The sequence below is a fragment of the Paenibacillus sp. LjRoot56 genome, assembly GCF_964253335.1.
Classification (GTDB): domain Bacteria; phylum Bacillota; class Bacilli; order Paenibacillales; family NBRC-103111; genus Paenibacillus_E; species Paenibacillus_E allorhizoplanae.
Window position 1 is genome coordinate 2,917,413 of the sequence record NZ_CAXURV020000001.1, and the last position, 18,165, is coordinate 2,935,577.

Consider the following 18,165-nt stretch of genomic DNA (forward strand, 5'->3'; position numbering starts at 1 on the left):
GAAGGCGTTAGAGCCATGAAACGACTACGGTTTATACATGCTGCCGATTTGCACTTAGATAGTCCATTTAAAGGCATGTCGGCGCTTCCTGAACGGGTTCGAGAGCGAGTTCGAGAATCGACGTTCGAAGCGTTGAAGGAGCTTGTGGCGCTTGCGATACAAGAAAAGGTGGATTTTGTACTGATTAGCGGGGATGTCTATGACGTATCGGATCGTTCACTGCGGGCACAAATTCGTTTTCAAAAAGCAGTGGAACATTTGGCGATTGAAGGCATTCCTGCTTATATAATACATGGTAATCATGACCCCGAGGATGGACGTGCCGCAAAGTTAGTTTGGCCGGCAGACGTTCATTTTTTTGCGTCTGATCATGTGGAGACCTTACAGGTTGTGAAGAAAGATCGCGGCATAATCGCCGAAATTCATGGGATATCCTATGGGAGCTCAGCGGTAACAGAGAATCTTGCTTTGAAATTTAAAAGAGGACAAGATCAAGTGTGTCAGATTGGACTCTTGCATACGAATGTTGATGGAGATCCTCATCATGATAATTATGCCCCTTGCAGTAAGCAGGATTTAATCGATGCTGGCATGGATTACTGGGCACTTGGACATGTACATACAAGACAGGTTATGAACTACCAGCCAGCGATTGTGTACCCTGGCAACATCCAAGGCAGAAGTATTCGGGAAACAGGGCCACGCGGCTGTTATCTCGTAGACATGGATGATAGTGGACGAGCGGAGCTTATTTTTCACGCGTTAGACACGGTTCGGTGGTTTCAAGAAACACTTTCGGTGAGCTCAATTCCGTCGGAGCAATTATTGAAAGATCGCTTGGGCGATTTATTAGATCGGCTTCGTCAAGACGCTAACGGTCGAGATGGGATTGTGCGCATCATTTTGGAAGGCCGTAGTGAAATCCATGAACGACTGCGTAAAGGCCGTGCTTTACAAGAATTGATGGATGAGTTAAGAGAAGAGGAAGTGGAGCGGAGCAGCTTCGTGTGGATCGAATCGATCGAAGATCGAACGGCTAGTGAGCTTGATCTGGGAGCAGTTCTGGAAGAGAAGAGCTTCCTAGGCGATCTGTTAAGGTATGCGGCGGCGCTGCAAATCGACGAATCCGCCTTGGAGAGCTTCGCAGATGAAGCTCTTGCAGCGCTGCAGGGGATGCCTCAATCTGCAGGAAATCCAGCTGCAGCAACGCCTGAACAGCTGCGCGATTGGCTGCGTTCCGCAGAAGTGCTTGTCGCAGATCTGCTAACCACGGATGGAGGGGGATCTGGATGAGAATCATAGCCATCCAAGTCGATGGATTTGGCAGCTTGCGTGATCGTCAGCTGCATACGGATACTAATTTGGCTGTTTTTTACGGCGCCAACGAAGCGGGCAAGAGCACGCTCATGGGCTTCGTACGTGCGGTGCTGTTCGGCTTTCCGACGCGAACGAATCGGTCGGAGCGTTACGAGCCGCTAGGCGGCGGCGCCCACGGGGGAGCCCTAACCCTGCTCGACGAGCAGGGTCAGCGCATCCGCGTCGAGCGCTACGACGCGCCCGCCACAGGCGGCAAACGAGCCTCTGCGGGGCTCGTTAAGGTCACACTTGCCGATGGCACAACCGGCGGCGAAGAGCTGCTGAACACGCTGCTGGGCGGCCTCTCGGCCGACCTCTATCGCAGCTTGTTCGCTTTTGGGTTAACCGAGCTGCAGGAGCTTCGCTCCCTGCAGACGGACGAGCTCAGCGGCTATCTGTATAGCGCTGGGCTTGGTGTAAGCGGCTCGGCCATCATGGAGGCCGAGCGCAAGCTGACGGCGCAGGCCGACGGCCTGTACAGACCCCGCGGACGCAATCAGGAGATGAACCGTCTCCTGAAGGAGCTCGAGGGTCTGGAGCAGTCGCTGCGCCGCAGCCGTGATGGCGCAGCCGACTATGATCGGCTGCAAGAAGAGCGCCGAGCCGCGGAGGAGCGCGCTGCTGCCCTGGAGGGGCAGCAGGAGGCGCTGCGCGCGGAGCTGCACAAGCTCGGGCTGGCCGGCAAGGCGCGCAGCGGCTGGCTCCGCTTGCGACAGATCGGCCGCGAGCTGGAGGGCCTTCCGGCGCGGCCGGGCTTCCCGGAGCAAGCCACCGCAAGGCTGGAGGCGCTCGAGGCCGAGCAGGAGCGCCTCCAAGCGGATCGCGACAAGTTGCAGCTGCGTGTGCAGAGCTTGCGCGGAGAGCTGGCTGCGCTCCTGCTGGAGCCGAAAGTACTCGCTCATCAAATCGAGCTGAACCACTTGCTAGAGCAAGCGGCTAGCTATGAGGAGAATAAGCGCCAGATTGAGCAGCTCCAGGTTGAGGTTGCACACCAACGTACTCAAGTGGATAGACTGCTAGCCAATTTGGATGTGCAATGGGATGAAACCGATGTCACTTCATTCGCTGTGACGATTTCACTTCGTGAAAAAGTGCGTACTTATAAAGAGCAATTCAGCAATCGCTCCGAACTTGAACTGCGCATTGGAGCCGAATTGGACAGTTTACATACGCAAGTTAATCGTGGGCAAGAGCAGGTCGGTCATCTTGAAACGGCATGCAAAGGTTTACAAGCAAACGCGGAGTCGATGGACGCTGATCCATTTATTTTATTACAGAAATTGGCTTCGGATTATGCGCGTTGGCAGCTAGTCACAAGTCAATTTACACATCTGCAAGAACGTCAAGCTGAACAAAGTCTATACCTGCAAAGTCTCGAAGATGCAACGAAAAACGGTAGAGAGGCAACGCGTGCATTTCGTCAACGTATGATGCTAGCAGCAGGCGTTCTAGCACTTGTCACTCCGTTACTTATCGGATGGCAGGGGAACTGGCTCGCGGGTGCATGTGTTTTCCTTATTTTCGCAGGAGTGACTTGCTATATTTGGCTTATGGGTCGTCAAGTGGAAGGGAGCAGAGCAGCTCGTGCCATGCCCTCAACCATTGTCCAAGATCATCGCTTGGAGCAGGAACTGGGGCAGCTGGAACGCCGCATTCAGGAGCAGCTGCGCCATTTTGAGCAAGTCCACTATCAACAATCTAATCTTCTAGAAGCGGCTGCGGCTACAGAATTTACCAAGCATGGATCCTATCGAAATGCGAGTGTGTCGATTCAAGATCTTCAGCCACATCTGGATGCTTGGTTCCGTGAGGTAGATCAGGTTAAGCATCTACATAGTGAGCAGCTTCGTAAGCTCGAGAAATTAAGGGATGCACGAGAACATTTGCAGCTGCTTCAGAAGCAAGTTGAGCAGCGTATCCGCTACGCAAACGAAGTCAAAAAAGAAACACTTCAGATACACACGGCCTGGGAGGAATGGTTGCATAGTCTAGGGGTAGGCGCACATCTATCAACAGATGCCTTGCTAGAAACGATTCAAGTCATCGAGTTAGCTCAAGATGGGCTGCGTCAACTTCACAAAATGACTTCCAAGTTAGACATGTTAAAGGAAAACGTTCATACCTTTGAAGAAACGGTTCGAAAACTGCTTGAATTGCCTCCGTCCAATCAAGATTATTTGTTTGCATTGAAGCGTTGGAAAGAAGATGAGCAGCGGCAGCACGTTCATATCGCGGAACGCGGACAAACTGAACAGCTGATCGCTGAGACAGAACAAATGCTTCTGCTGGCTCAGCAACATATGGATCGGATACAGGCGCGTCTTCATCAACTCTTACAGGATGCATCAGCGCAAGACGGTGAGCACCTGCGAATATTGGAACGGGAACAGCTAGAACGCAAGAAGCTTGAAGAGGAAAGCAGCGTACTTCAAGCCTCCTTGGAATCGTTAGTTAGCCGTTCATTAATGGCGAGCTTTATAGAGTTGATGGAATCACAGGGAGAAGAAGATCTGGCTCTTCTAGCTGCTTCTCTGCAACAGAAGCTGTCGGAGACTATCAAGCAAACGAATGAGCAAAGAGAGGTCATTGGCAAGATGTCGGGGCAGATTGAGAAGCTGGAGCAGGGGGCTGAAGCGGCGAATCTACGACTGCAGGCGGAAGGGATTCGAACGACATTATCTCAGCAAGTAAATCAATATGCGGTAGCTTCGTTTGCTGCGCTTTTATTGAAAAAGGCGCGTGATATGTACGAAAAGGATCGTCAACCAGGCGTGCTTTTGCGGGCTTCTGCGTATTTCGCAATGATGACGAACGGAGCATTCGAAGCTGTTAAGGCACCATTTGGAGAGCAAAGATTACTAGCAGTAAGAGCAAATGGACAACAAGTGGATACGAATCAACTTAGTCGCGGGACAGCTGAGCAATTGTATTTATCCATGCGTTTTGCGCTTGTAGAAGAGTATGGCGGCAAAGCCATTTTACCGCTGGTTTTGGACGATATTCTCGTGAATTTCGATGAGGAACGGATGGAAAGTTGTTTGCGTGTACTCGCTGATTTGAGTAAGCGTCATCAGGTTCTGCTATTTACCTGTCATGGGCATGTGCGCGATGCGGCAGCACATGTAATTCCTGATCACCTGTATATTCAATTATAGAGGTTGTCCGAAATGGACTTTTTGAACATGCTCTTATAAAAACATGGGATGGGAGGCATCGAACGTGGAAGGAAACGATAAGAGGAAAGATCACCGAGAAATTTCCTATCAAGTCGGTTGGAAAAAAGGCAAGATTCAGTGGAATGAGGGAGCGACAGACGCACTACGAGCTCATAAGAGTAACCAAGAGGACGGGGAGATGGAGAGGAGAAGTCTGCAGGTGCTGTGGTTTCCTGCGATGAAGCTTCCTCATGTGATGATCCTTCCGTTGCTTTATGCGCTCCCAGTCATTAGCTTCGGCTGCACGTTATTGCTCATCTACGGCTTGCGTCAACACTAGCACAAGGTCAGATGAAAGGAGGGCTCATGAATGAATTTATTTTTAGCTATTCTAGGTGCGGTGGTTGGTCTGTTTGTGACGGGTGCCGGCATCTATACCGCTTGGACGGTGCATCAGCTATGGAGGCAGCAAGCTGCCTCGCCAAGAGCTGTCGGCCAAGCCCAGATTGCGGTTACCTATTTCTCCAGGTGGACGATCATGGATTACTCTGTCGTTGGTTTATTTAGTATAGGACTTCTACTTATGATCGCCATGCTAGTGGCTGTTGGGCGAGATCATACGGAAATCGCGAATTTCCATTGGGCTTATTTACTTACAGGTATTATCTTTTCTGCGATGGGAATGCTGCTATTGTTCATACGGTTGATTATCGTACTCAGCTTCCCGTCTGGGAATGCCCTACAGCGTACTTCGGCGATTACGCCAGATCATCAAGACCAGCCAAACGACACTCACGACGCCAAATAGCGGGTATAAAGCGGTTAACAGCGTTTTAAAACCAATGTGGCTGATGGCATAGCTGAGAAGTAAAATGACGATGAGCAACAATTTGGGAGGTATTTTGATTCGTTGCTGGAGCTGCATGGATAAGCCATAGGCATCCCCGATAAAGGTCGTGAAAATTTCGCCATAAATAACGAGTAAATAGGCAACTTGCGGGAAATAGCCTAGTTTGGTCATAATATTTCCCATCGGGATTTCAAATTGTGCGATGCCCGGCATTTGTGCGGAAAGTGCATAATGTGCCGCTAGCAGAAGTAACCCAATGCCTGCACCTCCAAGCAAGCCACCCCAATAGAGCACAGAGCGATCGCGAATCGCGCCTCCCATTGGAACGAGAACAGCTTGAGCCATGGCCAAATTGAAGGCTGTGTAAAGAAATGGTGCAAACCAAACGCGTACAAGTGAATCTTCGCTCGAGATACGCAGCCAGTTGCCAGACGTTGGTGAATGCCAGGTGTACACGACAATGATGAAGCTGAAGAGCAGCATAATGGGGACAACAATTGAGTTTACGGTCATGATGGCTTTGATCCCACGCGTTAGAATGACATAAGAAAGTACGAGCGTGATTAGAAGCCCCGTAGTGTAGGAGAGGTGGAGCTGTTCTTCAAAAACCGTGCCTGCTCCTGCTAACATGACAGTTGTAATGCCAAAAAGAACAACCATCATAAATAAACTAATCCATTTTCCGATTTTTTCTCCAAAAAGAACTTTATTCAAATCCTCATAGGATTCTGCTTTCAAGTCATGTGCCATAAGCATAAGTTGTATGCCAATCCATATGAACAACACGGTTGATAAAGCGATCGTAAAAGTAGCGAGCGAGCCATAGCGAGTGAAAAATTGAAGGATTTCTTGCCCGGAAGCAAACCCAGCCCCAACGACGGTTCCGATGTAGGTGAAGGCGACACGGACAATCTGTGCGTGATTTCGCATATATTGCCTCGCTTTCTTTCGTTTGATATAGTACAAGGTATGTTTGTACGTAAGCTTGCATGACTGTAACTTAGGGCGAGATTTGCTTAAGTCCCATTGTGCAGCTAAGAGGCAGTTGAAGTTAAACTCAGGAGAGTGTAGGTTGTGAAGGAATTCCTGTTTGATTTTATTAGCCAATATGGCTATGTTGCCTTATATCTCTTGTTGTCCGCTGGGATGCTTGGCGTTCCAATACCTGATGAGACCTTGATGGTCTTTATCGGTTCTTTGACCGCTTTGGGAGGTCCTTTTGACTTCGGTCCCACACTTGCCGTTATTTATGCAGGGACAATGACAGGCATGACGGTTAGTTATTTCATTGGTCATCGTGTAGGTAAACCGTTTCTTAATCGGTATGGCAAATGGGTAAAGCTGACACCGAGCCGAATCGAGAGAGCAGAAGGCTGGTTTAAGAAATACGGTCTGTGGACGGTTTTCTTCGGTTATTTCGTACCTGGTGTACGTCATTTCACTTGTTATTTGTCTGGCGTAAGCGGCGTGAAGTTTTATAAGTATATTTTGTATGCGGGAACTGGGGCGTTGCTCTGGTGTACAACCTTTGTGACGCTGGGCCGATTTATCGGCAATAATTTTGAAAGTTTTTTACATTTGTTTCATACCTATATGGGTATTTCATTATTCATATTGGTCATATTAGCTGCTATTGGCGTATTGATCTATCTTCGTTTTCGCAAGCATCATATTGTTATACTGAAGCGAAAGCCGAAAAAAAGACCATGAATTTCAACCGATAAGGCTGAATTCATGGTCTTCTGTTTGATTGTGTAAGTGACTTTGTGTAAGTGACTTTGTGTAAGTGACTACGAATTTGCAAAAAGCTTAATGGATTGGATCGTATTGTCATGAGGGTCAATATCGATCTTAAGTAAAGTGCCTTGCGCTTTATAAGAAAGCACATAGGTAGAGTTCGAATCAGGCTTGCCTAGGATGGCGATTGCATCCTGCTGACTTTGCCCTAAACGTAAGCCATGTAACCCTGGGTCAATATCTATCGAGTGCACATCTACGAATTCAAGCGTTCCTTTGCTATTGAAGCCAACCGAAAAGTCGTTGAAATCATAAACTTCAATGTTGTCTTCTTCCATGACGAATTGCTTCTTCACTTTACCAAATCGCTCCAAGACTGAAGCTTTTGGGGTGCCTAGCTTTAATCCCATTAAGGTCGGCTTTTCTTGCTGGTAAGCATCTTCAGCTTTAACCTTCGGTTTAGCGGTTGGTTTTGGACTTGTGTACACTTGCGATGCGGGTATATCACCTTGATCAACTTTGGTAATACCAGCTACTTGTGCCTCATGCTTCATGCTTTCGTCTACCGAAGGTGTTGCTGTCGGAGTTGCGACGGTAATCGGAGGCAAGGATTCTTGGTTAACCTGTGAAGGTACATATGTTGAAGTTACGTCTATGGTAGCCTTTGGAGCAGGAGCAGATGATTCTTGGCATCCAGTCACCAAGAATGATGCAATTGCAACAGGCATACAGCCTATAAGAATGGGTTTAATTAGGTTGTTCATTGCCATCTATCCTTTCCTCCGAAGAGTAGTTGTTGTGAAAATAGTAGTAAGATTAATGATACTGTTTTATCGAAGGTTTTCAATGCATCTTCGTGCCCAAATGTGAGCAATTCTAGAACGAATTCCAATTGAATGAAATCCTTATATATATATAGACACCATAGAAGACCAAAAAGTTTCAGTGTTTTTTGTTATTTTCTAAATGGACTTGAAAGAGGCGGGAGCAATATGGTAACTTACTCATAATAGACAGCTATAGGGGGCCGATTTCATGGAGTTATTAAAACAGCGGATCTTAGAGGTCGGCGTCGTTGCTTCTGATCAAGTACTTAAACTTGATGCTATCCTGAATCACCAGGTAGATCCTGTTCTCATCATGGAGATGGGGAAAGAATTTGCAAGATTGTTTAGAGAGACCAAGCCAGACAAAGTGTTAACTGTGGAATCTTCCGGTATTCCTATTGCGTATACGACGGCCTTGCAACTTGGCGTTCCTATGGTATTTGCTCGTCGCAAGAAGACGTTGACGATGGATCAAGATACGTATAGTGAACGTGTTCCTTCTTTTACCAAAGGAATTGTTACTGATATTATGGTGTCCTCGCATTTACTGGGACATGGTGAGCGTATCTTACTGATTGATGACTTTATCGCCAACGGGGATGCTGCACGCGGCCTAATTCGCATTGTGGAAAAAGCAGAAGCAGAGCTTGTAGGAGTCGGAATTGTTGTTGAGAAATCCTTTCAAAATGGCGGTAAATCCATTCGTGAACGTGGTATTCGCGTAGAGTCACTTGCTCGAATTGCTTCACTTGCAAACGGGAAGATCACTTTTGACTGATTTTACATCATGAGAATGACTTCCCTGAAACCGATTTATCCTTTATAATGATTACAAGGTAAGAGAGGAGGCTGACATCTATGGGTATCGAAAATGGTTCCATTGACTATTTTATGACAAAGCTAGGGGAAGCAAAGACTCACTTTGAACGTGCGCTTGATTGTAAACATACAGAGTTTGATGACCTGTATCCGTATATGATTGAACACCCTCAATTTTTCTGGTATAAGCGCTATGTAGCCTGGTCTGAGTTGTTAACAATCGTGAAGCTTTGTACAGAGCTGACAATCGAGTGGGAGCAGCAGTTCTCTGTTGCACAATCGGATTATATTAAGAAACGTGTGATGTCAAGCAAAGTCCTTGATTTCTGGTTTGAAACGAATGATTCGAAAGAGCATGTAAGTTAAATAAACCATATATGACAAAAGGCCAATGAATTCCATAGGGATTCTTGGCCTTTTAATTTGTAGCAAATTAGGGTCAAATGCCATTTTCCAAAACGTTCATGGTTTCGATATGGCGCTTCGTTTGTTCAGAACCGAGCCGGTGCAGCGTACGATACACTTCGGTTAAATAGTAATCATACTCCTGATTTGTTTCGTTAGAGTAATATACTTTCCAGGGGAGCCACGAAGTCGCGTAGCTGCCTTGAGACGAATTGTCGGTTTCCTCAAAAAGCTCCTGCAGCTTGGCGATATCATCTTCTGTTGCGGATATTTCGAATTCATAATCAAGTGCTGTGCTGTCTTCGAGTACTTCTCCCGTGCCTACATTGATGTAGTACGTTCTCTTCTCCATTGTAATATCCCCCTTACGGTAGGCATGAGTTAGCCTTTGCCTTATCGCGTGCCTCGTCCTCGTTAAGTTAACCGAAGATGTGTGGATTTATGTAAAGTTTCATCGAATCTCGAATTGGTGTATGCTTAGGAAGGATAGATGATTTTAACCATGCCTATAATGGAGGTGCTACATAGATGATTACAGAAGAACAATTGGATCAATATCGCGTAGATAGCACACTGCTGCGTGTCATTCGAGATGTCAGCCCAGCGAACGATGTACGTGGCATTGTTGTGGCTTGGGATGATGAGACGGTTCTTATTCGCAAAAAAAACCGGAGAGTCGTCAAGCTTGCCCGCGGATACGTGTATCAGCCTTATGAGAATGAAAGGCCGCCAGCGTTCATGTTGCCTCAGGAAACGATAGCGCCGGATGATCTATCCGATGATGCAGAGTGAGAGAGAGGGAACTTCCACTAGAAGTTTAATTGCTGGTGTTGGGATGAAGCAAGTGGTATCGCCACACGGACGATATATGCAGATTACAAGCGAAAATCCCTTGCGAACCTTGAATTCCTCTCCGTGGGGTGGTGGTTTTGGTCACCACCGGGTGTTGATGAACCGACAAGTGGACAAGACGTATAACGAGACCGACCCGTTGGTGGAGATGGAGGCATTTATTGCTCGAGAAAGGTTGGAGCCTCAAGATACAGCTGGGATGCTCACCGCGGCGTGGGTGAATGATGTTGGATTTAGTGAGTTAGCATGGCCACTTGAGGAAGAACGTGGTGTGCAGCCTGTAGACGCGGTAAATGGGGTACATGAGGACGAATCACTTCGTGTTGCTGCATGGGTGACTGTCGGGCTGGGGAATAAAGCACGAGCAGGAGCAATATTACCAGCCACTTCGCTCTATCCAGGAACGATTAATACGATTATTGTCATCGAAGGTCATTTGACGGATGCGGCGATGGTAAATGCGGTTATTACCGCGACGGAAGCGAAAGCTGCCGCTTTGCAGTCATTGCATATTACCGTGGGTGGTCAAATCGCAACAGGAACGACGACAGATGCCGTGTTGATTGCGACTACGGGCAGAGGAACCACATTCCGCTATGCAGGTACAGCAACGACGGTGGGGTACTTGATTGGTAGAACGGTGCATGAAGCTATCCTAGCTTCTGGCCAGTTATATGAGCTTGAAATGAGCAAGCGCACTGCGGCGCATTCGCAGGGGTAACGGGCAAAGATGCGAAAGTGCACTTATTTTGTGCAGATCGGCTTAAATGACTGAGTGCGTGCGAAAAGGCAACCTTTTGGACTGAAAAGTCACCGAAGAACGTTTCGCTTTTTAAAAATGCAAAAAGAGGGCCCTCGCCAGCTTGATGGTTAGGAGCCCTCCTCGTTTGTGCAGTTGGTTTAGCTACGTTCTGCGGAACACACCATAACCGAGTCCTGCCGCTAGCGCGTCGATATCAGAGAGATCGTCATCTTCATTTTCGTTTTTGAAATTCGGATCATGGACGATCCCCTCTGCTTCACCCTCGGTCAAATGACGCTGATTGCCCGTATATTTCGGCTCTAGTGCTTTGATTTCTTCTTCATTCATAGGTCATACCTCCTTTGGGATTAGGTTTAGGAAGTGGTCACCAAATTATACCTAGTGACAAAAGTTTCATTGACGAGCTTTTGCGTCACATGGTATATTAATTTTGTAAACGCGATCATGGCGGAATTGGCAGACGCGCACGGTTCAGGTCCGTGTGGGCTTACCCCCGTGGAGGTTCGAGTCCTCTTGATCGCATCGCTCGAAACACCCTTTTCTGACTTCTCAGAGAAGGGTGTTTTCATGTCCAACAGTACCCCTGTAGCGGTTTTCATGAATTACAGGTATAATACATAGGATAGATTGTACATTTCTTTATATCTAAAGGAGCTGAATTTGATGGATAGAACCGTTACGATTACACAATCCGGCAGCTTTGCACATGTGCTTCAAACGTTTGCCATTTCCCTATTGGTTTCATTTCTTGGAACATTGATCGGAGCGATGGTTGTACCGCCATCCATGGTTATGCTTTTCGTCATTGCAGAGGTCGCGATGCTGGTAGCCGCTATCGTGATTCGTATTCGCGGCAAAAATATTGGCTACGGCTTTCTCTACGCATTTACAGCCATTTCGGGGGTAACGCTATATCCGGTCATCATGGCGTACGGCGGTCAACTGGGGGCTAGTGTGGTGTCGGGTGCTTTTTTTGCAACGGCAGCGATTTTTGGCTCATTGGCCTTCTATGCTCACCGCTCCCAACGTGACTTTAGCTTCTTAGGTGGATTCTTATTTGCAGGAACGATTGGACTTGTACTAATGAGTGTGCTCGGCATGTTCTTACACTTTGGATCCATGATGAATTTGGTATGGTCCATGGTGGGGATTCTGATCTTCAGCGGCTGGGTGCTCTATGATGTAGCACAGTATCGTAACGGTGTCGCAGCGGAAGCCGTTCCACTTGCTGCATTGAATATTTATCTTGATTTTATTAACTTGTTCCTATACATTTTGCGATTCATCGCTTCTATCGCGGGAATCAACAGAAACTAAACATCGGATCTACATTCGATGAGAAAAAAGCACGATGGCTCCGAACCACTGGAAGGTGGTGGAGTGCATCGTGCTTTTTTTGCTGCCCGGTTAAGCTTTGCCTGGCAGCTTTTTCGTATGAAAAAAAGGAATATCTCCTCGAAAGCTGCGATTGATTTCCAGCAGGGTATAGATTAACTGGGTCAAATCTGTATGGTTCATACGAATTGTTAAAGGGGAAGAATCCCGTTCTGACTTCAATCGGATCTCGAGTCTTAGATTGACTTCATCCATATAAACTTCAAGTTGCTCGGTTGCAAGCATTAGTTCCCACATTCAAACCAACACCTCTTTCTCTCTCTAGTTACTCTAGCTTATGTTTGTTGGACGAGATTAGAAGCAATTGCAACGATTCGAAAATAGGCTTTTTATTGAAATAAGCACGATTTATGCTCTTGCCTCATACAATTTAATGATCCTAATTGAAAGAGGTGAGAAGACCTATGGCAACTTGTAGCACATGGATGTATAAAGGGATTTCGCCTTCCGTATTCAGAGCATTGCAGCAGGTAGGCAGGAGGCAGGGGTTTGCTATTCCTAACACAGCATCAGGCAAATTTACGATTTCAGTCGTCAGCATGAATGTTGGCTTCCAATATGCCTGGGATACGAATGCTCAAACCTTGCTGTTGCAATGCGATAATAAGCCGATGCTGTTAGGCTGTGGCACGATAAAATCCTTTGCAGATAAAATTATTGCTGAGAGCGGCGGAAGACCAGGGTGAATGGCAATAAGTAAGCGGCCCGCCACCTGTCTTCGTGTAGTTTAAAGCCTTGTTGCTCTGGTAACAATAAGGGTAAAAGGCAGGTGGGCGTATGGCAAAAAGCGATGATCTTGTGAAGTACATAACCCAACAAGTCGTTACCTATATCGACACACCGAAGGAAGTTCGTCAACAAGCCAAGGCATCGATGAAGGAACAACGTGAGGGTTGGCAGACACGGTGGTTTGGGATGCTGCCATTAGCAACGCGGATGTTGTTTGGGCGGACGAAGTCGAGAAAATGATGAGTGTGGTTACATGTGCAAAAAGTGGCTGGTCACTTGTAGAATCTTCTACTTGTGATCAGCCACTTTTTATTGTGAAACAGATAGCAGTTTAGTTCCCTCTGATTACGGATAGATCTTCCCAAGCGCTAGCGAAGCATCCAATCCTACATACCGCGGGCCATCATGTTCGAGTATGAGATAGTTATCCCCATATATCCATTGTTGATAACCTAACACAGTTAACGGCATCGTCACCTGACCATCATACAACTCCGTGACGTAAGTTAGATCACCTTGCTGCTCAAGGGCAATCTTGAGCTCAGGCAAGGTTGACACTTGCAAGGGTGTGCCTTTAATCCAAGGCATCCGTTCATAGGGATCAAATGGGGGGCGTATCAAGCTTTGAGCAGTACCATGCGATAAATCGGTTGAGACACTCAAATCATACGCCGTGCGTGGCGTTGGGTCCTCCGTCAGCGGAAGCAATTCCCCTGATTTGGCGTCGAGATAATAGGTCTCGTCATCCAGGGCGATTTTCCAAACAGAAGTAAGGGTATCCATATATAAGCGGTCTTCAATGATCGTTTCATTTTGCACAAAATCGTCGTATAAAGTTCCTGAAGGGATGAGTTCTTGTTGTATCAAAGAGCGATACAACGTAGCTAAACTAAAGAGCGGAGATTTGCCTGTCCCATATTCGGTCAAACGGAAACCGCCAGAGTCGGTGGCATGCACAATCATGTAGCCCACTTCTTGACCTTGATCGGTGAGGATGACGACCCAACCATGGGTGCCAGGTCCAAGTGGATAGCTGTTCCAGCGTGCGTTCAGCCAACCTGCAAAACCATCTTCCTTCGCAAGCGTCGACTGCCACTTACTGATTGTTGAACCGAATGATGATGTACTCGTCAAGTCTGGTGCTGAAGCTGCTGCTTTAGGTTCCTTCACTTGCGCCTGCGTAGGGCTTGTCCCGCCTATGTTGTCAACAGCTGAAGTGTGTAAGGGCATGAAGCCAATACTGCACAAAATAATACAAGTGGCTGTCCAAGTGGTCCACGACTTCATCTTCGTTCACCTGCCTCTCGCTAACCTCTTAGTGTATGTGACTATTGTAATGCGTATGCCTTAAAAAGAATGTTAGAACCTGTTGCGGGTTATTTGCGAGGTTTTAGCGACTTGCGTCAGTTTCTGGATGCGATTCGGCTCGCATTTAAGTGAAATAGTCCGCCATTAATGACGGATACAGCAATCCGTGGCTTATGCTGCCAATCGATCTCTTCCAAGCGATTCCGACATTGAATTTCGATTTCATCTCTTTTGTCAGGTTCTGCTGCAAGTAAAAGGCCGTTGTAGTAGCCTTCCACACGATCGATTTCACTGCGATGCCGGGCATTCGCTTCATCGGCCCAGCGGTGGTCGTAGGTGCTGACCTTGCGCTCGAGCATCATTTCCAGGGCATTGATGGCCTTCGGAATTGAAATCGTATCCGGTAAAATGTGACTATTCGCAGGGAGCTTCGGCGACAGACTTTTTGTTAGCATTTGCTTATGAAAATGCTCGCGAATTTCACCGGTGCCCAGCTGAATCGCAAGGGAATGAATTTCTGTACGTTTGCGATCACAAAGAAGCTCAACCTTGTAGTTCACACAGAGCCACGTATTGTAGACGAGGGAGGCATGATACGTCGCACCTGTCGGGAAGGGTTCTTCGAATACATGTATGAACCGACCACGCTCGCGGACGATACCGAAGATCTGGTCAAGTCGTCGGCTGCCGAAAGTGACATCATCTTGTGGTACACGTGTAGTGATGGTCGTCGGAACGAAGCCGAAATAACGGCCGAGTATGCTGTCCGGCGCACTACCTGCAGGAGCACCAGCACTGCCTGTACCAGATGGCCCGTAGCCAGTGGACGGAGGGCTTTGGACAGCGGTTATAGCAGCGGGTTTCGGCTTCGTCTCCAGCTTCATTTGCTCGGGATCGATCACGAATTTATACGTCATTGTTTCCGCAGCAGCACCTGTTCGCTCAATGAAGCTCCAATAGTAAGGTCGGCCCGTCATTTCCCGATCTGCCTCGGGAGAGAGCTTAACCGTCACTGAGGCAGGTGTTTTCTCTAGAATCTGACAATCGTAGGCTTCCAGAAATCGCATCACGAACGAGTGGATGTTTCGTTTATTCATGGGCCCACCTCCATACCTTGGGAACCGCCTACAGCATCAAGAATATCTTGGAACTTGGCGCCATATTGCGGATTTTGTTCGATCTCTTCTCTTACTTCGCTGATGGAATGTCCGAGCTCATCGATTTTACGACGGATTTCCTCGCCGGAGCCGGCTTCCATCACCATGCGGAACAGGGATGTTTCAAGCGAGCCGCGTTTCTCAATTTTCTCCAAAATCGTATCCAACTGCCCAATAACTAATTCAAACATATTGATTTTCTCGTGCAATAACGAAAGGATATGTTCTTCAATGGTATTCCTTGTGGATAAGTTGTAAATGTTCACATCATGCGTTTGCCCGAGGCGATGAACCCGACCGATCCGTTGTTCCACGCGCATTGGGTTCCACGGCAGATCGAAGTTGATCATGTTGTGGCAAAATTGCAGATTAATACCCTCGCCACCCGCCTCGGTAGCTATAAGTACTTGTACCCGATTTCGGAATAAATCCATCATCCAGTCTTTTTTGCCGCGATTCATGCCACCGCGATAGGGGACGGCCGTAATCTTATGTTCCTTAAGATAGTTCAATAAATATTCTTGGGATGCCCGATACTCCGTGAAAATAATGACTTTATCATTGATGTCTTGGATAAGTCGCATCGTCGTTTCTGCTTTGCTGTTGGACTTAATGCTGCGAATAAGCTCGACGAGCTCCCAGATTTTAGGACGTACTGGCGAGTCTTCGGCTGTCTTTTTAAATAAATTCACAAGCGTAATAAATACAGCGTCTCGCGAACTGCAGACCTCACGCTGAAGCGTAATCATCGAAAGCATGGAGCTGAGATCGCCACCACTTTCGGAATAGCGTGTTCGTACGAAATTCGTAACCCCATCATAGAGCGCCTGCTCATCATCCGAGAGTGTGAGAGGAATATTACGTACAATCCGCTTCGTATAGTGAACACCCCCGTCTCCTCGACGGTTACGGATCATCACCTTAGAAAGCTCTTGCTGCAGCTGTATCTCATTCTTCGGTGTCCGTTTGCCAACAACGAAGTTGCTCTTGAAGCTGTTCTGCCCGCCAAGCTGACCTGGCTTCAGCAGAGTAATCAGGTTGTAAAGCTCTTTGAGATCGTTCTGCACAGGCGTAGCTGTGAGGAGCAGGCAGTATTTTTTGCGCAGCTCGTTGACGAACGTGTAGTTAGTCGTTTTCTTATTCTTCAGCTTGTGCGCTTCATCGACGATGAGCATATCGTATTCAAGGCCCATCACAATCTCGCGATGCGGCTCCCTTTTGGCAGTGTCCATCGAGGCGACAATGATGTCAGCTTGCTGCCACATGTAGGCTTTCTTATGCGCAACGGCAGGGATGCCGAATTTGGTATTCAATTCCCGAACCCATTGCAGCACAAGGGAAGCGGGTACAAGGATGAGTGTTTTACGGACAAGCCCGCGGATCATGTATTCTTTTAAAATTAAACCAGCTTCAATGGTCTTCCCAAGTCCAACCTCATCGGCCAAAATGGCACGTCCACGCATCTCGTTGAGCACTCGTTTCGCTGTATCAATCTGATGCGCCATAGGTTCTAAGGTCCCTAAATGCGCAAGGCATTGCATATCATCAAACGTAGAAATAAGCCCCGATTCTTCCGATTCGTAGGCAAGCTGATATAAGGTCCAGTCATCCCAAGGACCTCCTCCACGTACACGATTGTCCAGCTCGGTAAACCAGTCCCTCTCAAAATGCATATCCAGCTGTTTATGAATGGGGCGAATGTTCTCTTGCTGATCATGTTGACGCATGGCTTTGCCCTCCTAAACGTTCTGATACTGCGCCTACCCTCGCAAACGTCGCATACTTGTTAGTATGTCCAGAGAAGAATCTTTCATAACTTTTCCCATGTAAGAGTTTTACTAGGGGACGTTGTCAGAGGTCGAACGCTGAACTTGAATATGCTATGATAGAGATTAGTTTTTGGGAAAAAGTGACGTTCTACACGAAAGGAAGTCGAATGAGATGACAGCTTGGCGATTTATACATACAGGGGATCGATCTCCTGCTGAAAATATGGCTTTAGATGAAGCGATACTTACCGCACACAGTGAAGGCAAAGTTCCGCCAACGGTGCGTTTCTATGGATGGAATCCTGCTACATTATCTATTGGTTATTTTCAAAAGGCGGCAGAAGTGGATCAGGAAGCGGTAGCGAACGAGGGAATCGGATTTGTGAGACGGCCCACTGGAGGGAGAGCTGTGCTGCACGATAAAGAGCTGACGTATAGCATTATCGTAGCTGAGGATTATCCAGGCATCCCCCGCAATGTGACAGAGGCTTATCGCGTGTTGAGTGAGGGGTTATTGCAAGGGTTTCGTGCGCTAGGCCTAGCAGCAGAAATGGTGCAGTTGGCCAGCGAGGAGGAAAAAGAGAAGTATGCCTCCGCTGGCTCTGCGGCATGTTTCGATTCACCTTCATGGTACGAGTTGGTTGTGGAAGGTCGCAAAGTCGCTGGCAGCGCGCAGGTTAGGCAGAAAAACGTTGTGTTGCAGCATGGCTCGATCTTGCTGGATATGGATACGGATCAATTATTTCGGTTGCTGCGCTTCTCCAATGAGAAGGTGGCAGATCGCATGAAACAAAGCTTTCTGAAGAAAGCGGTGGCGATTAATGAATTGCTGCGTGCGCAAGGGAAAGCGGAAGTTACGCTAGGCGAAGTTGAGGAAGCGTTCCGGCGTGAAATCGGGCTAGGCCTAGGTGTCGAACTCGTCGAGTCGTCGTTGACGGACTATGAGGTTGAACTTACGGAGCGTCTTGTTTCCGAGAAATACGGCACGGATGAGTGGAATTTACGGCGTTAATGGTTGCGCAAGGTTGGCCAGGTAGAAATGC

General features: G+C 47.6%; 21 protein-coding genes and 1 tRNA gene. 14 read left to right on the plus strand and 8 right to left on the minus strand.

Features of this window, described 5'->3' with window-relative positions; translation table 11 throughout:
- The first annotated feature begins 15 nt into the window (after positions 1–15).
- From ACSQ8O_RS12965 to ACSQ8O_RS12980, 4 genes are all read left to right on the plus strand, one after another.
- A complete protein-coding gene (locus ACSQ8O_RS12965) occupies positions 16–1,293 on the plus strand; it encodes a metallophosphoesterase family protein (RefSeq protein ID WP_436241889.1) in 1,278 nt (425 codons plus the stop codon).
- Entirely contained in the window at positions 1,290–4,511 is a 3,222-nt protein-coding gene (locus ACSQ8O_RS12970; RefSeq protein WP_436241890.1) for an AAA family ATPase, read from the plus strand. Before ACSQ8O_RS12965 ends, ACSQ8O_RS12970 begins: the two co-directional genes overlap by 4 nt.
- A gap of 64 nt (positions 4,512–4,575) precedes the next feature.
- A complete protein-coding gene (locus tag ACSQ8O_RS12975; RefSeq protein WP_436241891.1) occupies positions 4,576–4,851 on the plus strand; it encodes a hypothetical protein in 276 nt (91 codons plus the stop codon).
- 30 nt (positions 4,852–4,881) lie between these two features.
- Complete coding sequence (locus tag ACSQ8O_RS12980; RefSeq protein WP_436241892.1) at positions 4,882–5,319, plus strand: hypothetical protein; 438 nt, start codon at positions 4,882–4,884, stop codon at positions 5,317–5,319.
- On the opposite strand, the gene ACSQ8O_RS12985 is transcribed toward ACSQ8O_RS12980, so the two are convergent.
- Positions 5,251–6,291 (minus strand): YkvI family membrane protein, encoded by a 1,041-nt coding sequence (locus ACSQ8O_RS12985; RefSeq protein ID WP_056615950.1) that lies wholly within the window; start codon positions 6,289–6,291, stop codon positions 5,251–5,253. The genes ACSQ8O_RS12980 and ACSQ8O_RS12985 overlap by 69 nt on opposite strands.
- Before the next feature lie 144 nt (positions 6,292–6,435).
- Here ACSQ8O_RS12985 and ACSQ8O_RS12990 point away from each other — a divergent pair, with 144 nt between their 5' ends.
- The gene (locus ACSQ8O_RS12990; RefSeq protein ID WP_338113434.1) at positions 6,436–7,071 is read left to right on the plus strand and encodes a DedA family protein; all 636 of its coding nucleotides are present in this window, start codon (positions 6,436–6,438) and stop codon (positions 7,069–7,071) included.
- An 80-nt stretch (positions 7,072–7,151) separates the two neighbouring features.
- Here ACSQ8O_RS12990 and ACSQ8O_RS12995 read toward each other — a convergent pair whose 3' ends face one another.
- A complete protein-coding gene (locus ACSQ8O_RS12995) occupies positions 7,152–7,868 on the minus strand; it encodes a DUF4309 domain-containing protein (protein ID WP_436241893.1) in 717 nt (238 codons plus the stop codon).
- 265 nt (positions 7,869–8,133) lie between these two features.
- Between ACSQ8O_RS12995 and ACSQ8O_RS13000 the strand changes: the two genes are divergently transcribed.
- A complete protein-coding gene (locus ACSQ8O_RS13000; protein WP_436241894.1) occupies positions 8,134–8,703 on the plus strand; it encodes a xanthine phosphoribosyltransferase in 570 nt (189 codons plus the stop codon).
- A gap of 80 nt (positions 8,704–8,783) precedes the next feature.
- The gene (locus tag ACSQ8O_RS13005; protein ID WP_056615938.1) at positions 8,784–9,110 is read left to right on the plus strand and encodes a hypothetical protein; all 327 of its coding nucleotides are present in this window, start codon (positions 8,784–8,786) and stop codon (positions 9,108–9,110) included.
- A 73-nt stretch (positions 9,111–9,183) separates the two neighbouring features.
- Here the strand turns inward: ACSQ8O_RS13005 and ACSQ8O_RS13010 are convergent, their stop codons facing one another.
- Complete coding sequence (locus ACSQ8O_RS13010) at positions 9,184–9,501, minus strand: hypothetical protein (protein WP_057309825.1); 318 nt, start codon at positions 9,499–9,501, stop codon at positions 9,184–9,186.
- 176 nt (positions 9,502–9,677) lie between these two features.
- Here ACSQ8O_RS13010 and ACSQ8O_RS13015 point away from each other — a divergent pair, with 176 nt between their 5' ends.
- Together ACSQ8O_RS13015 and ACSQ8O_RS13020 are read left to right on the plus strand one after the other, a co-directional pair.
- Positions 9,678–9,941, plus strand: coding sequence for a hypothetical protein (locus ACSQ8O_RS13015; protein WP_056615932.1), 264 nt, complete (start codon positions 9,678–9,680; stop codon positions 9,939–9,941).
- A complete protein-coding gene (locus tag ACSQ8O_RS13020) occupies positions 9,928–10,722 on the plus strand; it encodes an adenosylcobinamide amidohydrolase (RefSeq protein WP_436241895.1) in 795 nt (264 codons plus the stop codon). Before ACSQ8O_RS13015 ends, ACSQ8O_RS13020 begins: the two co-directional genes overlap by 14 nt.
- Before the next feature lie 183 nt (positions 10,723–10,905).
- Here the strand turns inward: ACSQ8O_RS13020 and ACSQ8O_RS13025 are convergent, their stop codons facing one another.
- Entirely contained in the window at positions 10,906–11,091 is a 186-nt protein-coding gene (locus tag ACSQ8O_RS13025; protein WP_436241896.1) for a hypothetical protein, read from the minus strand.
- A gap of 111 nt (positions 11,092–11,202) precedes the next feature.
- Here ACSQ8O_RS13025 and ACSQ8O_RS13030 point away from each other — a divergent pair.
- Both ACSQ8O_RS13030 and ACSQ8O_RS13035 read left to right on the plus strand, forming a co-directional pair.
- Positions 11,203–11,286 (plus strand) — tRNA-Leu (locus tag ACSQ8O_RS13030).
- 141 nt (positions 11,287–11,427) lie between these two features.
- Positions 11,428–12,081: a Bax inhibitor-1/YccA family protein gene (locus tag ACSQ8O_RS13035; RefSeq protein ID WP_056615922.1), complete on the plus strand. Its 654-nt coding sequence runs from the start codon at positions 11,428–11,430 to the stop codon at positions 12,079–12,081.
- A 90-nt stretch (positions 12,082–12,171) separates the two neighbouring features.
- On the opposite strand, the gene ACSQ8O_RS13040 is transcribed toward ACSQ8O_RS13035, so the two are convergent.
- Entirely contained in the window at positions 12,172–12,396 is a 225-nt protein-coding gene (locus ACSQ8O_RS13040) for a hypothetical protein (RefSeq protein ID WP_436241897.1), read from the minus strand.
- A 188-nt stretch (positions 12,397–12,584) separates the two neighbouring features.
- On the opposite strand from ACSQ8O_RS13040, the gene ACSQ8O_RS13045 reads away from it, so the two are divergent.
- Together ACSQ8O_RS13045 and ACSQ8O_RS13050 are read left to right on the plus strand one after the other, a co-directional pair.
- On the plus strand, positions 12,585–12,845 hold the full coding sequence (locus tag ACSQ8O_RS13045; RefSeq protein WP_436241898.1) for a hypothetical protein: 261 nt from the start codon (positions 12,585–12,587) through the stop codon (positions 12,843–12,845).
- A 91-nt stretch (positions 12,846–12,936) separates the two neighbouring features.
- Entirely contained in the window at positions 12,937–13,128 is a 192-nt protein-coding gene (locus ACSQ8O_RS13050; protein ID WP_056615913.1) for a YqzE family protein, read from the plus strand.
- A 105-nt stretch (positions 13,129–13,233) separates the two neighbouring features.
- Here the strand turns inward: ACSQ8O_RS13050 and ACSQ8O_RS13055 are convergent, their stop codons facing one another.
- The 3 genes from ACSQ8O_RS13055 to ACSQ8O_RS13065 all read right to left on the minus strand — a co-directional run bounded on the left by ACSQ8O_RS13055 (position 13,234) and on the right by ACSQ8O_RS13065 (position 17,080).
- Entirely contained in the window at positions 13,234–14,175 is a 942-nt protein-coding gene (locus tag ACSQ8O_RS13055) for a hypothetical protein (protein WP_436241899.1), read from the minus strand.
- Positions 14,176–14,291: 116 nt separating this feature from the next.
- Positions 14,292–15,293, minus strand: a complete 1,002-nt coding sequence (locus ACSQ8O_RS13060; RefSeq protein WP_436241900.1) for a YqhG family protein — start codon at positions 15,291–15,293, stop codon at positions 14,292–14,294.
- Positions 15,290–17,080, minus strand: a complete 1,791-nt coding sequence (locus ACSQ8O_RS13065) for a DEAD/DEAH box helicase (protein WP_436241901.1) — start codon at positions 17,078–17,080, stop codon at positions 15,290–15,292. Before ACSQ8O_RS13065 ends, ACSQ8O_RS13060 begins: the two co-directional genes overlap by 4 nt.
- A 214-nt stretch (positions 17,081–17,294) precedes the next feature.
- On the opposite strand from ACSQ8O_RS13065, the gene ACSQ8O_RS13070 reads away from it, so the two are divergent.
- Positions 17,295–18,134 (plus strand): lipoate--protein ligase family protein, encoded by an 840-nt coding sequence (locus ACSQ8O_RS13070; protein ID WP_436241902.1) that lies wholly within the window; start codon positions 17,295–17,297, stop codon positions 18,132–18,134.
- Positions 18,135–18,165: the final 31 nt, after the last annotated feature.